Origin of the sequence: Burkholderia sp. FERM BP-3421, from assembly GCF_028657905.1 — a bacterium.
In the GTDB taxonomy this organism is placed as follows: domain Bacteria; phylum Pseudomonadota; class Gammaproteobacteria; order Burkholderiales; family Burkholderiaceae; genus Burkholderia.
In genome coordinates, this window is the sequence record NZ_CP117782.1 from 3,695,655 (window position 1) to 3,709,818 (window position 14,164).

Annotated in this window: 14 protein-coding genes; 4 read left to right on the forward strand and 10 right to left on the reverse strand. The window is 70.4% G+C overall.

Annotated features, from left to right (window positions below; genetic code table 11):
* Positions 1–185: 185 nt before the first annotated feature.
* Entirely contained in the window at positions 186–554 is a 369-nt protein-coding gene (gene erpA, locus Bsp3421_RS32925; RefSeq protein WP_252982101.1) for an iron-sulfur cluster insertion protein ErpA, read from the forward strand.
* 296 nt (positions 555–850) lie between these two features.
* Here erpA and Bsp3421_RS32930 read toward each other — a convergent pair whose 3' ends face one another.
* Positions 851–1,945 carry an anhydro-N-acetylmuramic acid kinase gene (locus tag Bsp3421_RS32930; protein ID WP_274004436.1) on the reverse strand — a complete coding sequence of 365 codons (1,095 nt, stop codon included), beginning with the start codon at positions 1,943–1,945 and terminating at the stop codon, positions 851–853.
* A gap of 219 nt (positions 1,946–2,164) precedes the next feature.
* Here Bsp3421_RS32930 and tyrS point away from each other — a divergent pair, with 219 nt between their 5' ends.
* The 3 genes from tyrS to Bsp3421_RS32945 are packed head-to-tail and all read left to right on the forward strand — an operon-like array spanning position 2,165 to position 4,582.
* Positions 2,165–3,406: a tyrosine--tRNA ligase gene (gene tyrS, locus Bsp3421_RS32935; RefSeq protein WP_274001173.1), complete on the forward strand. Its 1,242-nt coding sequence runs from the start codon at positions 2,165–2,167 to the stop codon at positions 3,404–3,406.
* Positions 3,407–3,446: 40 nt separating this feature from the next.
* The gene (gene dtd, locus Bsp3421_RS32940) at positions 3,447–3,905 is read left to right on the forward strand and encodes a D-aminoacyl-tRNA deacylase (RefSeq protein WP_274001175.1); all 459 of its coding nucleotides are present in this window, start codon (positions 3,447–3,449) and stop codon (positions 3,903–3,905) included.
* 14 nt (positions 3,906–3,919) lie between these two features.
* Positions 3,920–4,582: a histidine phosphatase family protein gene (locus Bsp3421_RS32945; protein ID WP_274001176.1), complete on the forward strand. Its 663-nt coding sequence runs from the start codon at positions 3,920–3,922 to the stop codon at positions 4,580–4,582.
* A gap of 45 nt (positions 4,583–4,627) precedes the next feature.
* On the opposite strand, the gene Bsp3421_RS32950 is transcribed toward Bsp3421_RS32945, so the two are convergent.
* The 9 genes from Bsp3421_RS32950 to Bsp3421_RS32990 all read right to left on the reverse strand — a co-directional run bounded on the left by Bsp3421_RS32950 (position 4,628) and on the right by Bsp3421_RS32990 (position 14,138).
* Complete coding sequence (locus Bsp3421_RS32950; RefSeq protein ID WP_274001178.1) at positions 4,628–5,746, reverse strand: ParB/Srx family N-terminal domain-containing protein; 1,119 nt, start codon at positions 5,744–5,746, stop codon at positions 4,628–4,630.
* Between the two features lie 111 nt (positions 5,747–5,857).
* Complete coding sequence (locus Bsp3421_RS32955; RefSeq protein WP_274001180.1) at positions 5,858–6,793, reverse strand: oxygenase MpaB family protein; 936 nt, start codon at positions 6,791–6,793, stop codon at positions 5,858–5,860.
* A 23-nt stretch (positions 6,794–6,816) separates the two neighbouring features.
* The gene (gene ruvB, locus Bsp3421_RS32960) at positions 6,817–7,887 is read right to left on the reverse strand and encodes a Holliday junction branch migration DNA helicase RuvB (RefSeq protein WP_274001182.1); all 1,071 of its coding nucleotides are present in this window, start codon (positions 7,885–7,887) and stop codon (positions 6,817–6,819) included.
* A gap of 453 nt (positions 7,888–8,340) precedes the next feature.
* Positions 8,341–8,922, reverse strand: a complete 582-nt coding sequence (gene ruvA / locus Bsp3421_RS32965; protein WP_274001185.1) for a Holliday junction branch migration protein RuvA — start codon at positions 8,920–8,922, stop codon at positions 8,341–8,343.
* A gap of 198 nt (positions 8,923–9,120) precedes the next feature.
* On the reverse strand, positions 9,121–9,663 hold the full coding sequence (gene ruvC / locus Bsp3421_RS32970) for a crossover junction endodeoxyribonuclease RuvC (RefSeq protein WP_274001187.1): 543 nt from the start codon (positions 9,661–9,663) through the stop codon (positions 9,121–9,123).
* Positions 9,664–9,808: 145 nt separating this feature from the next.
* Positions 9,809–11,374 carry a bifunctional phosphoribosylaminoimidazolecarboxamide formyltransferase/IMP cyclohydrolase gene (gene purH / locus Bsp3421_RS32975; RefSeq protein ID WP_274001190.1) on the reverse strand — a complete coding sequence of 522 codons (1,566 nt, stop codon included), beginning with the start codon at positions 11,372–11,374 and terminating at the stop codon, positions 9,809–9,811.
* Between the two features lie 44 nt (positions 11,375–11,418).
* The gene (locus Bsp3421_RS32980; protein ID WP_252982092.1) at positions 11,419–11,652 is read right to left on the reverse strand and encodes a Fis family transcriptional regulator; all 234 of its coding nucleotides are present in this window, start codon (positions 11,650–11,652) and stop codon (positions 11,419–11,421) included.
* A complete protein-coding gene (gene dusB, locus Bsp3421_RS32985) occupies positions 11,649–12,713 on the reverse strand; it encodes a tRNA dihydrouridine synthase DusB (RefSeq protein ID WP_274001191.1) in 1,065 nt (354 codons plus the stop codon). The genes Bsp3421_RS32980 and dusB overlap by 4 nt, the downstream gene beginning before the upstream one ends.
* Before the next feature lie 234 nt (positions 12,714–12,947).
* Positions 12,948–14,138, reverse strand: coding sequence for a UbiH/UbiF/VisC/COQ6 family ubiquinone biosynthesis hydroxylase (locus tag Bsp3421_RS32990; protein WP_274001193.1), 1,191 nt, complete (start codon positions 14,136–14,138; stop codon positions 12,948–12,950).
* Positions 14,139–14,164 lie beyond the last annotated feature (26 nt).

A 14,164-nucleotide genomic window follows, 5' to 3' on the forward strand; every position in this document is an offset into this window, starting at 1 on the left:
CGTGGATGATCGCGGCCGGCCCTGGATAGGCCGCCCGGGCGCGTGGGTTTTCCACGGAGTTTCCCCAGGTCTGCTACCATGAGCGGGTTAATTGCCGTTTATTTGCTCGAGATCATGCGGCGCGACTGCCGGTGTGCACGTCCTCCGCTTCGGGCAAGGCCGGCCAAGGCTATTGGAGAGTTCGAATGAACGCAGTCACCGAATCCCCCGTGACGACTGAAATGCCGGTTCCGTTCGTCTTCACCGACGCGGCTGCCGACAAGGTCAAGCAACTGATCGAAGAAGAAGGCAATCCCGAGCTGAAGCTCCGCGTGTTCGTGCAAGGCGGCGGCTGCTCGGGCTTCCAGTATGGGTTCACGTTCGACGAAGAGGTCAACGAGGACGACACCGTGATGGACAAGAACGGCGTCCAGCTCCTGATCGATTCGATGAGCTACCAGTATCTGGTGGGCGCCGAGATCGACTACAAGGACGATCTCAACGGCGCGCAATTCGTGATCAAGAATCCGAACGCATCGACCACCTGCGGCTGCGGGTCGTCGTTCTCGGTCTGATCCCGAACTAGCGGAAGCATCTGGCTGAAAGCCGCCCGGTCATCGACCGGGCGGCTTTTTGTTTTTCCGACCCGACCCGACCCGACCCGACCCGACCCGACCCGACCCGACCCGACCCGACCCGACCCGACCCGACCCGACCCGACCGACCCGACCTGACCCGACCCGACCCGACCCGACCCGACCCGACCCGACCGACCTGACCCGACCCGACCCGACCCGACCCGACCCGACCCGACCCGACCTGGCGGGCTGTGCGACCCGGACTCGCGGATGGGTCCCGCGCGCGGCCGCGCTCAGCGCGGATACAGCGCGCCCAGCACCCGCTCGCCCGCCGCGCCCGTGACCGTCGCGAGGTTGCCCGGCGCGCGCGCGTTGAAGCGGTGCGCGAGCCAGGCGAACGCCAGCGCCTCGACCTGCTGCGGCGGCACGCCGAGCGCGGCCGTGGTGGCGACGCTCGCGCGGCTGCCGTGGCCCGCGAGCGCCGCGCCGAGCGCGTCGAGCAGCACCGGGTTGCGCGCGCCGCCGCCGCATGCGAACACCCGCGTGCAGTCGGGCGCATGCCGCGCCACGTCGCGCGCAACCGTGACGGCGGTCAGCGCGACGAGCGTCGCCTGCACGTCCTCCGGCGCGAGCGCCGCGAAGCCCGCGAGCTTCGCATCGAGCCATTCAGGATTGAACAGGTCGCGGCCGGTGCTTTTCGGCGGCGGCAGGCGGAAGTAGGGTTCGTCGAGCAGCGCGTCGAGCAGCGTGTCGTGCGCCTTGCCGCGCGCGGCGAAGCGGCCGTCGTCGTCGTAGGGCTTGTTCAGGTGGCGATGCACCCAGGCGTCGAGCAGCGCGTTGGCCGGCCCGCAGTCGAAGCCGTGCACCGGCGCGTCCGCGCGGGCGGGCAGGATCGTGATGTTGCTGATGCCGCCCAGGTTGCAGACCACCCGCGTCTCGCCGGGCACGCCGAACACGGTCGCGTGGAAGCCGGGCGCAAGCGGCGCGCCCTGGCCGCCCGCCGCGACGTCGCGGCTGCGGAAGTCCGCGATCACGTCGACGCGCGTGAGTTCGGCGAGCAGGGCCGGATTGTTGATCTGCCGCGTATAGCCGCGCTCCGGGCGATGCCGCACGGTCTGCCCGTGCACGCCGATCGCGCGGACGTGGTCCGGCGCGAGCCGGGCGCTGCGCAGCAGTTCGTGACAGCACACCGCATAGCGCGCGGCGAGCCCGTTCGCGGCGAGCGCCTCGCGCTCGATCTCGTTGTCGCCCGGCTGCTGCAGCGCGAACAGCGCCTCGCGCAGCGTGTCGGCGAAGCCGACGAACGCCTCCGCGAGCACGACGGGCGGCTTGCCGGTCTCGAAACGGGCGGCGATGCCGTCGACGCCGTCCATGCTGGTGCCCGACATCAGGCCGAAGTACACGCCATCCGCGGGATGGCCGGGTTGCGTGCGTTGTGGCGCCACGGGTTCGCTCCGTCAGGTCGGGGTTGGGGCGCCGGCCAGGGTCCGCCGGCGTCATCGCGCCTGATTATCCGCGCAAGCGCGCGCGCCGTTAAGCCCATTGAACGGCTCGCGCGCAACTTATGGGAAAATCGCTCTTTTCGCGACATTCTCCCTTCCGCACCGATGAGCACCGAACCCACCGCCCAGCCCGCTTTCCCGATCACCGACGAAGTCCGGCATGCGCTCGCCGTCACGAAGCGCGGCGTCGACGAGCTGCTGGTCGAGGAGGAATTCGCGCAGAAGCTCGCGAAGAGCGCGGCCACCGGCACGCCGCTGCGCATCAAGCTCGGCCTCGATCCGACCGCGCCCGACATCCACCTCGGCCATACCGTCGTGCTGAACAAGATGCGTCAGCTGCAGGACCTCGGCCACACGGTGATCTTCCTGATTGGCGATTTCACGTCGCTGATCGGCGACCCGTCGGGCCGCAATGCGACCCGTCCGCCCCTCACGCGCGAGCAGATCGAGAGCAACGCGAAGACCTATTTCGAGCAGGCCGCGCTCGTGCTCGACCGCGACAAGACCGAGATCCGCTACAACAGCGAGTGGTCGCTGCCGCTCGGCGCGGACGGCATGATCAAGCTCGCGTCGCGTTACACGGTCGCGCGGATCCTCGAGCGCGAGGACTTCACGAAGCGCTTCCAGGGCGGCGTGCCGATCTCGATCCACGAGTTCCTGTACCCGCTCATGCAGGGCTACGATTCGGTCGCGCTCAATGCCGACCTCGAACTCGGCGGCACCGACCAGAAGTTCAACCTGCTGGTCGGCCGTGAACTGCAGAAGCAGTACGGGCAGGATCAGCAGTGCATCCTGACGATGCCGCTGCTCGAAGGCCTCGACGGCGTCGAGAAGATGTCGAAGTCGAAGGGCAACTACATCGGCATCAGCGAGAAGCCGACCGAGATGTTCGGCAAGCTGATGAGCATCTCCGACACGCTCATGTGGCGCTACTTCGAGCTGCTGTCGTTCCGCAGCCTCGAGGAGATCGCGCAGTTCCGCGGCGAGACCGAGGGCGGCCGCAATCCGCGCGACTTCAAGGTGCTGCTCGCGCAGGAGATCGTCACGCGCTTCCATTCGCAGGCCGGCGCCGAGCGCGCGCTGGAGGATTTCAATCACCGCGCGAAGGGCGGCGTGCCGGACGACATCCCGGCCGTCGCGCTCGCGGGCGCGCCGCTCGCGATCGGCCAGCTGCTGAAGCAGGCGGGGCTCGTGCCGTCGACCAGCGAGGCGCTGCGCAACATCGAGCAGGGCGGCGTGAAGATCGACGGTGCGACCGTGTCCGACAAGGGGCTCAAGGTCGAGGCCGGCGAATTCGTCGTGCAGGTCGGCAAGCGCCGCTTCGCGCGCGTGACGCTGAGCGCATGACGGCCCGCGCCACGCACCGCGCCTGTCCGGCGGGGGCGCGATGATCGCATTGATCCAGCGGGTCCGGCGCGCCGACGTGCGGGTCGGCGAGCGGGTGACGGGCGAGATCGGCCCCGGGCTGCTCGCGCTCGTCTGCGCGGAGCGCGGCGACACCGAGGTGGCGGCCGACAAGCTGCTCGCCAAGGTGCTCGGCTACCGCGTATTCAGCGACGCGGCGGGCAAGATGAACCTGTCCGTGTCGAATCTCGACGGCGAAGGCCGCGCGGGCGGCCTGCTGCTCGTGTCGCAGTTCACGCTCGCGGCCGACACCCAGAGCGGCCTGCGGCCGAGCTTCACGCCGGCCGCGCCGCCCGACGAGGGGCAGCGCCTGTTCGACCACTTCGTGCGCGCGGCGCGCGAGCGGCACCCGATCGTCGCGACCGGCGAATTCGGCGCGGACATGCAGGTGTCGCTCGTCAACGACGGCCCCGTGACGTTCTGGCTCCAGACCAAGCCCTGACTTCGACCGACGCGATGACGACAACCGAAATCCTGTTCATCCGGCACGGCGAGACCGCGTGGAATCAAATCAAGCGGATCCAGGGCCATATCGATATCGCGCTCGCCGACAGCGGCGTCGCGCAGGCGCGGCAACTCGCGGCGCGGCTCGCTCGCGAGGCGCGCGACGGATTGCGCATCGATGCGATCTATTCGAGCGACCTGCAGCGCGCGCAGCAGACCGCGCAGCCGATCGCGGACGCGCTCGGCCTGCCGCTGCACCTGCGCGATGGGCTGCGCGAGCGCGCATACGGCGTGTTCCAGGGGCATGACAGCGCCCAGATCGAGGCGCGCTTTCCGGACGCCTATGCGCACTGGCAGACCCGCGACCCCGGCTTCGCGCCCGAGGGCGGCGAATCGCAGCGGGCGTTCTATCACCGCGTGCTGCATGCATTGGAGCCGATCGTCGCCGCGCATCCGGGCGGCCGCATCGCCTGCGTCGCGCACGGCGGCGTGCTCGACTGCGTGTATCGCTACGCGACCGGTCTCGAACTGGCCGCGCCGCGCCAGTACGTGCTGCTCAACACGAGCATCAACGTGGTCGAGTTCGAGGCGGGCGCGGCGCGCGTGGTGCGCTGGGCCGACATCGATCACCTGAGCGGGACGAGCGACGACGACGGCTACCGCAAGGTGCTGTAAGCGGATATGGAGCGCGGCTCGATCGGGCCGCGCCCCGTCTCCATCTCAGCGCAGGCCGTGACGCGCCTTGTAGTCGAGCGCGTAGGCGAGCTTGCCGGGCTTGTCCGCATCGATGGGCTGGCGCAGCTTGTCGAACTCCCCCTTGCTGTATTTCCTGCCGGCATTGAGCGCGTCGAGGCGGCCCAGGTCGGCGCCCGTCTTGCCGTCGATGATCGGATCGGTGGCCGCGACCATCCGCGTCGAGGCGTTCCAGACTGCGTTCAGGTAGCCCGCATCCGCTTTCGCCGGATCGGGATCGGTCGCGCCGGCGCGCGCCAGGTCGTAGCGCGCGAGGTCGAAGCCCGCCGGCTTCCGGCGCAGCCAGTCGGCCCAGTAGAACTCCAGGTAGTCGGTGGCCTGCGCCGGCTTGCTGTAGCCGATGTCGCGCGTGAAATAGACGAGCGCGCGGAACCGGTCGTCCTGCATCCCGTGTTTCAGCCCGAGTCCGGCCGGCAGCTGCGCCGCGCTGATCGGCCGTCCCTCGCCGTCCTTCAGGCGCGTGTAGCCGCGGCTCTGCATCTGCTGCCAGAACGCGGCGCCCGAGTAATCGCTGAGGTTGTCCTTTACCACCACGTGCACGTGCAGCGCGGCGCCGCCGTCGGGCGTCTCGTAGTAGGTCGACAGCCCGTGATGGCCGTCCGTCACGTACAACGTGTCGCCGTTCGGCCCGATCACCACCGGATTCAGCACGCTGCGGTCGCGCGCGGCCGGATCCGTGGTCGTGCAGGCATAGCTGGTCGGGTCGCCGAGCCGCGAGCGCGGGCCCGAGCCGTTCGGCGCGAGGCCGCCGAGCCCTTCGTCCGCACAGAAGTCGTCGAATTTCTTGTCCGGCTGCAGTTCGTAGCGGCCGAGCTTGTAATAGATCTGGTCGTAGCCGAGCGCGCCCTGGGTCGGATGCAGGTCGCCCAGGGTGATGTCGAGCAGTTCGCCCGTGCGCACGGCGCGCCATTTGCCGGGCGCAGGCGTGGCGGGCGGCGCCGGTTCGGCCGCGATGGGCGTGCTCGCGCCCGGCGCGGGGGCGGCCCCGCGCAGATCCAGGGCGACGGGCGCGGTGCCGTCGCCGCCGCAGGCGGCGAGCAGCGTGAGCAGGCAGGCGGCGGTTAGGCGGGCGAACGGGGTCGGCATCGGGCAGGCGCTCCGGAACGAGAGGGCGATGGGCGCGGCAAGCGCGCCCGCTGATGCGTCAGCTTAGCGAATTCGTATGACAGCCGGTTGAAAGTATTGCCGGCGCGCGGCTCAGCGCTGATCCGGATCGGCGGGGGCGGCCGCGCGCCGGCGCGCGCGCTTCGACGCGCCGTTGACGAGCGCCCAGCGCAGCACCGGCGCGACGGCGCGCACGCTGGGCCGCACCAGCGCGCGGCGCAGCGGCGCGAACGTGGCGACGCCGAGCATCTGCTGCGCCCAGGGCGGCAGCAGGTCGAGGCCGGCGTTCAGGATCAGCGACGCGGCCGGGCGCAGCGCGGGCCTCGGCACGGGCGCGTCGAACAGCACGCGGATCACTTCATGGGTGCGCTCGCTCGCGACCAGCTCGGTGCGCATCGCGCCGAAATAGGCGGCGACTTCCGCGCGCGACGCGGGCACCACGGTCGCGCCGAGCAGCTGCGCGATCCGGGCCGTCTCGGCGTAGTAGCGGTCCTGTTCGGCGCCCGGCAGGCGTGGGTTCACGTAGCGCAGGTGCGCGGCCAGGAAGCTCGACACTTCCGCGACGTGCACCCAGGTCAGCAGGGCCGGGTCGCTCGCGCGGTAGGCGCGCCCGTCCGGGGCGACGCCCGTCACGCCCGCGTGGATCGCGCGGACCCGCTCGATCAGCCGCAGCGCGTCGGCGCGGCTGCCGAACGTGGTGCCGGCGATGAAGGTGGAGGTGCGCCGCAGCCGGCCGAGAATATCGGTGCGAAACGTGGAATGGTCCCACACGCCGGCGAGTGCGAGCGGATGCAGCGCCTGCAGCAGCAGCGCCGAGATGCCGCCCGCCATCATCGAGGTGAAATCGGCATGGACCTTCCAGCACACCGCGTCCGGCCCGAACAGGCCCGGATCGCCCGGCGGAGAGGCAAAGTCGAGGGTCGGGCCGCCGCCGCCCGACGTCAGGTGCGTGATGCCGCCCGCGATGCGGGCGCGCAGGCGGGCGAGGCGGGTCGCCTGCGCGGAAGGGGTATCGGGCGAGGCGGACATCGGTGCGGCGGGCGTCGGTCGGATCAGCGCGGCGGATCCGACGTGTCCCACATGCCGCGCACCGGGCTGGCCGCGTCCGGCGCCGCGAGCCCGAAGTGGCGGTAGGTGAGCAGCGTCGCGACGCGGCCGCGCGGCGTGCGCTGCAGGAAGCCCTGCTGGATCAGGTACGGTTCGAGCACGTCCTCGATCGTGTCGCGCTCCTCGCCGATCGCGGCGGCGAGGTTGTCGACGCCGACCGGGCCGCCGTCGAACTTGTACAGGATCGCTTCGAGCAGCTTACGGTCCATCAGGTCGAAGCCGACCGGGTCGACGTCGAGCATCGCGAGCGCGGCGTCCGCGACCGCGGCGGTGATGTTGCCGTCCGCCTTCACCTCCGCGTAGTCGCGCACGCGGCGCAACAGGCGGTTCGCGATCCGCGGCGTGCCGCGCGAGCGCTTGGCGATCTCGAGCGCGCCGCTCGGGTCGATCTGCGCGTTCAGCAGCGAGGCGGAGCGGCGCACGATGCGCGCCAGTTGCTCCGCGTCGTAGAACTCGAGGCGCGCGACGATCCCGAAGCGGTCGCGCAGCGGGTTCGTGAGCATCCCGGCGCGGGTGGTCGCGCCGACCAGCGTGAACGGCTGCAGGTCGAGCTTCACGCTGCGCGCGGCCGGCCCCTCGCCGATCATGATGTCGATCTGGTAGTCCTCGAGCGCCGGATACAGGATTTCCTCGACGACCGGCGAGAGCCGATGGATTTCGTCGATGAACAGCACGTCGTTGGCTTCGAGGTTGGTGAGCAGCGCGGCGAGGTCGCCCGCGCGTTCGAGCACCGGGCCGGAGGTCTGACGCAGGCTCACGCCCATCTCGCGCGCGATGATGTGCGCGAGCGTGGTCTTGCCGAGGCCGGGCGGCCCGAACAACAGCACGTGGTCGAGCGCTTCCGAGCGGCGCTTGGCCGCCTCGATGAAGATTTCGAGCTGGCCGCGCACCTTTTCCTGGCCGACGTATTCGTCGAGCTGGCGCGGTCGCAGCGCGCGTTCGAACGCTTCCTCGTGCGACGAGGCGGGCGTGGCGGCAATGATCCGCTCGGCGGCGAGTTTGTCGGTTTCGATCATGCGGGCATTGTACCGCGCGCCGGTCGCGCGGCCCGCATGCGCCACCGGGGTGTGGCGCGCTTCGGGGCGGCGGGCGGGGCGATCGTCCGGGCCGTGCTTCGTGCGGTGGAGGCGTGCCCGGCGGACCGGAGAGAGGCCGGAAGCGAGGCGGATCGAGGTGAGGCGGCCTGAGGCGGCCTGATCAAGGCAAGGCGGATCGAGGTAAGGCAGACCGAGGCAAGGCAGACCGAGGCAAGGCAGACCGAGGCAAGGCAGACCGAGGCAAGGCAGACCGAGGCAAGGCAGACCGAGGCAAGGCAGACCGAGGCAAGGCAGACCGAGGCAAGGCAGACCGAGGCAAGGCAGACCGAGGCAAGGCAGACCGAGGCAAGGCGGATCGAGGCAAGGCAGACCGGGGCGCGATAGACGGGACCGCAGCCGATCGGGCGCCCCGGTCTTGGACGGCGCCGCCCGTCAGGCCTTCGACAGCGCCTTCAGCGACAGCTTGATGCCCTCGGACACGCCGGTGCCGGCCGGCACGTTCTTGATCGCGGCGAGCGCTTCCTTCTCCGAATAGCCGAGCGCGAGCAATGCGTTGAGGATGTCCGACGCATGGTCGGACGGCGAGGCGGCACCCGCGAGCGGGCCGAGGTCCGCGCCGAGCTTGCCCTTGAGTTCGAGCAGCAGGCGCTCGGCGGTCTTCTTGCCGATCCCGGGCACGCGCGTCAGGCGCGCGGCGTCCTGCAGCGTGACCGCCTGCGCCAGATCCTGCACGCTCATCCCGGACAGCACCGCGAGCGCCATCCGCGCCCCGACGCCGGTGATCTTCAGCAACTCGCGGAAGGTCGAGCGTTCCTGCGGCGTGAGGAATCCATACAGCAGGTGGGCGTCCTCGCGGACGATCAGCTGGGTCAGCAGCACGACCTGCTCGCCCGTGTGCGGCAGGTTGTAGAACGTGCTCATCGGCACGTCGATCTCGTAACCGACGCCGTTGCAGTCGACGAGGAGGTGGGGCGGGTTCTTTTCGAGCAGGGTGCCCGCGATGCGACCGATCATGGAGGAGCGGAATACGTGACGGAAAGCGCGAGTGTAGCGCACGCCGGCCGACCGGCGCGGCGGCGCGGGCGTGCTCCCCTGCACCCGGCGGGGCGCGCCTGGGCCGGCCGGGTCAGAGCCTCCATGCCGGAGCGGCCGCACCAGGGTTCGTCGAGGCGAGCCGGCTGCGTCCGAGCCGGGCCCAGGTCGCGGCCGCGTCTACCCGACGAGCCGGCCGCGCCGCACGCGCAGCCCGCGCCTGGCGAGCGCCGGCGCGAGTTCGCCCAGCGTGCCGAGCGTGGTGCCGCCGTGCGCATGGCAGATCGCCATGCCGAGCGCGTCGGCCGCGTCCGTGCCCGGCAGGCCGGACAGGCACAGCAGCCGCGCGACCATCTGCTGCATCTGCTCCTTGGTCGCGCGGCCGTAGCCGACCACCGCCTGCTTGAGCTGCAGCGCGGTGTACTCGGCGACCGGCAGGCCGCCCGACACCAGCCCGCAGATCGCGGCGCCGCGCGCCTGGCCGAGCAGCAGCGTCGACTGCGGATTGACGTTGACGAACACCTTCTCGATCGCCGCCTGGTCGGGCGCGTGCTGGCGGACCAGCGTCGATACGCCGTCATAGATCGTGCCGAGCCGGGTGGGGAGGTCGGCGGTGGCGGTCTTGATCACGCCGCTCGCGACGTAGGCGAGCTGATGGCCGCTCACGTCGATCACGCCGAAGCCCGTGACGCGCAAGCCGGGGTCGATGCCGAGGATTCGCATGGAAAAGCCGGAAGAACTGCGTGTTAGCGATACTACAACGATTGCGGCGTGCCGCACGGCACTGCGCCGCCGCCTGCGCGGGCCAATAAAAAACCCGGCAGCGCGGCGGCGGCCGGGTTTCGCAGTGCGCGACGCCGCGCCGGGATCAGTGACGGAAGTGGCGTACGCCCGTCAGGACCATCGCGATGCCGTGCTCGTCGGCGGCGGCGATCACTTCGTCGTCGCGCATCGAGCCGCCCGGCTGGATCACGCAGGTCGCGCCCGCCGCGACCACCACGTCGAGGCCGTCGCGGAACGGGAAGAACGCGTCCGACGCGACCGCCGAGCCGGCCAGCGCGAGGCCGGCGTTCTGCGCCTTGATGCTCGCGATGCGCGCCGAATCGACGCGGCTCATCTGGCCTGCGCCGACGCCGAGCGTCATGCCGTTGCCGCAGAACACGATCGCATTCGACTTCACGAACTTCGCGACGCGCCACGCGAACAGCAGGTCGTCCATTTCCTTCGCCGTCGGCTGGCGCTTCGTGACCACGCGCAGCTCGTCCGGCTGCACGTTCTTCGCGTCGAGCGACTGCACCAGCAGGCCGCCGCCGACCCGCTTCAGGTCGAATGCGTTATGGCCTTCGCCCAGGGCGATTTCCAGCAGACGCACGTTCTGCTTGGCGGCGAACAGCTGCTTGGCGGCGTCGCTGAACGACGGCGCGATCAGCACCTCGACGAACTGCTTCGCGACCGCCTGCGCGGCAGCCTCGTCGACTTCGCGGTTGAACGCGATGATGCCGCCGAACGCGGAGGTCGGATCGGTCTGGAACGCCTTCGCGTACGCGTCGGCCGCATCGGCGCCCACCGCCACGCCGCACGGGTTCGCGTGCTTGACGATCACGCAGGCCGGCGCGTCGAAGGTCTTCACGCATTCCCACGCTGCGTCGGAATCGGCGATGTTGTTGTACGACAGTTCCTTGCCTTGCAGCTGGCGATAGCTCGACAGCGCGCCCGCGGGCGCCGCGAGGTCGCGGTAGAACGCCGCGCTCTGGTGCGGATTCTCGCCGTAGCGCAGGTCCTGCACCTTGTCGAACGCGAGGTTCAGCGTAGCCGGGTAGGGCTTGCGCGACGCGTGCTGCAGCTCGTCGGTCAGGCTCGTCAGGTAGTTCGTGATCGCGCCGTCGTACTGCGCGGTGTGCGCGAACACCTTGGTCGCGAGGCGGAAGTTGGTCGCGTAGCCGACCGTGTTGCCGTTCGCCTTCATCTCGTCCAGCACGACCGCGTAGTCGGCCGGGTCGACGACGACCGTGACGTCGCGATGGTTCTTCGCGGCCGAGCGCAGCATGGTCGGGCCGCCGATGTCGATGTTCTCGATCGCGTCGGCGAGCGTGCAGTCGTCCTTCGCGATGGTCGCGACGAACGGGTACAGGTTCACGACCAGCAGGTCGATCGTCGGGATCTGGTGGGCGTCGAGCGCCGCCATGTGCTCCGGCAGGTCGCGGCGCGCGAGGATGCCGCCGTGCACCTTCGGATGCAGCGTCTTCACGCGCCCGTCGAGCATTTCGGGAAAGCCCGTGTAGTCCGCCACCTCGGTGACGCTCAGGCCGGCGTCGGCCAGCAGTTTTGCGGTGCCGCCCGTCGACAGCAGCTGGACGCCTTGCTGCGACAGCGCTTTCGCGAAGTCGACGATGCCGGTTTTGTCGGAAACGGAAAGAAGCGCTTGCTTGATCATGATGGTGCCACCCATAGCCAGGAAAACGGGGACAGGGCCGCTGTCTACAGCAGGCCGTGCTGCTGCAGCTTCTTGCGCAGCGTATTGCGATTGATGCCGAGGTACTCCGCGGCCAGCGACTGGTTGCCGCCCGCCTGTACGAGCACGACTTCGAGCATCGGCTTCTCGACGCACGACATCACCATTTCATAGACGTCGTGCGGATTGGAGCCGTCGAGATCCCGGAAGTAGCCATCCAGGCTGTCGCGGACGCATTGTTCGATGTTGTGCTTGCTCATGCTGCTAACTGGTTATTGTCGTCCGGCTTGCCGTCGGCGTCGGGCTCGTCGTCCACGTAGATCAGGTGGTCGGACAGGGCTTTTTGCGCGTCGAAGAACGCGTTGACGGCGGCGAGCTGCTCACGGGTGGTGTCGAGCGTGTTCATGCGATGCCGGAACGCATTGGCGCCGGAAAGGCCGCGAGTGTACCAGCCGATGTGCTTGCGTGCAGTACGCACGCCGGTAAATTCCCCGTAGAACGCGTAGTGGTCTTCGAGGTGCTCGTTCATGACCTGCTGGATTTCGTCGATCAGGGGGGGCGGGAGCGGCTCGCCGCAGCGCAGGAAGTGCTCGATCTCGCGGAACAGCCACGGCCGGCCCTGCGCGGCGCGACCGATCATCAGCGCGTCGGCGCCCGTCGCATCGAGCACCGCCTTGGCCTTCGCGGGCGTGGTGATGTCGCCGTTCGCGACCACCGGGATGCGCACGGCGGCCTTCACCGCGGCGATCGTCTCGTACTCGGCGTCGCCGCGGTACAGGTCGGCGCGGGTGCGGCCGTGCACGGTCAGCATCGCGATGCCGGCGTCCTCGGCCAGCTTCGCGACCGAGAGCGCGTTCCGGTGCTCGCGGTCCCAGCCGGTGCGGATCTTCAGCGTGACGGGCACGGCGTCCGGCCCGATGCCGACTGCGCCGACCACCGCCTCGACGATGCGCTGCACGAGCGGCTCGTTCTGCAGCAGCGCCGAACCGGCCGCGACGTTGCAGACCTTCTTGGCCGGGCAGCCCATGTTGATGTCGATGATCTGCGCGCCGTTCGCGACGTTGTAGCGCGCGGCCTCCGCCATCATGGCGGGATCGGCGCCCGCGATCTGCACCGCGATCGGCTCGACTTCGCCCGCGTGGTTCGCGCGCCGCATGGTCTTCTCGCTCTTCCACAGCTGGGCGTTCGACGCGACCATCTCGGACACCGCATAGCCCGCGCCGAGCCGTTTGCACAGCTGGCGGAACGGCCGGTCGGTCACGCCCGCCATGGGGGCGACGAACAGGTTGTTGCGCAGAACGTGAGAGCCGAGGACGGGCATGGCGATATCGGGCAGCCCGCGCGAGGCGCAGGCGGGAAGCGGGCGGAGGGAAAACGGGTATTTTACCGTAAGCGGCCGGATCGACGGATCCGGGGAATTGTCCGCCATGGTTGAATCGTACATCGGCGCGGTGGGGCGGCCGGGCGGGCGCTCGTGCGGGCCCCGCGGACCGGGCGCGGTTCGACGCGCGGCGGCGTCGCGCTCAGGCAACGGCGTCGAGCCGCGCCGCCGACCTCAGCGCCGCTGCCCGAACATCATTTGCCGCGCGATCGCCGTCTTGAGCGGCGGCACGAAATCGAGCGCGGCCAGCGCCGCGCCGCGCAGCGCCGCGAATGGGCGCGAATCGATCGTGAACAGGCGCGCGAGCGTGTCGGTCGCGCCGATGGTCAGCCGGCGGTCGAGCGCGCGCCGCGCATTGAAGGCCGCCAGCGCCTGCGGCGTCGGGCCGTGCTCGGAGAGCGCCTCGGCGAGCGTGTGCGCATCGCGCAGGCCCAGGTTCAGGCCCTGGCCCGCGACCGGATGGAGGGTCTGCGCCGCGTTGCCGACGATCGCGATACGCCCCTGCACGAGCGTGGGTGCCGCGGTGAGCCCGAGCGGAAACGCCGCGCGGCCCGCGATCTTCATGAAGCGCCCCATGCGTTGGCCGAACGCGGCCCCCAGTTCGGCGAGGAAGGCGTCGTCGCTCAGCCGCGCGCGGCGCGCCGCCTCGTCGGGCGCGCAGCACCAGACGAGCGCGTAGTCGGCCTGGCCCGGGCCGCCCAGCGGCAGCAGCGCGAGCGGGCCCTCCGTCGTGAAGCGCTCCCAGGCCACGTGCGGACGCGGTGCGGATGCGGTGACCGTGCCGACGAGCGCGGTCTGTCCGTAATCGCGATTGCGCCGGCTCGCGTCCGGCTGGCGGCGCTGCTCGTGGAACAGCCCGCCTTCGGCGTTGACCAGCAGCCGCGTGCGCAGCGTGCGGGTGCCCTGCGGCGTCTCGAGCAGCACGGTCACGCCGTGTTCGTCCTGCTGCGGCGCGTGCGCGGTGGTCGACGTGAACCACTGCACGGCCGTGCCGCGCACCGCGCGCGCGAGCGCCTGCACGATCGAGCCGTAGCGCACCACGTGGCCGAGCGCCGGCAGGCCGTGCTCGTCGCGGTCGATCAGCGTGCGGCCGAAGTGGCCGCGCTGCGAGACGTGGATGTGCTCGATCGGGGTCGCGTCGTCAGGCCAGCCGAGCGCATCGAGCAGCATCCGGCTGCCTTGCGACACCGCGATCGCGCGCGGGTCGCCGAGGCTCGCTTCGGGATCGCGCGCGTCGATGAGCGCGATCGCGAGCGGCTGCGTCGCGCTGCGCCGCGCGAGCCAGCCTGCGAGCGCGAGCCCGACGGGGCCGGCGCCCACGATCGCGAGGTCGAAGTCGGGAGCGGGCGGGGAGTCGGTCGTCATGGGTGCATCAGGGGCTACGGTGAGTG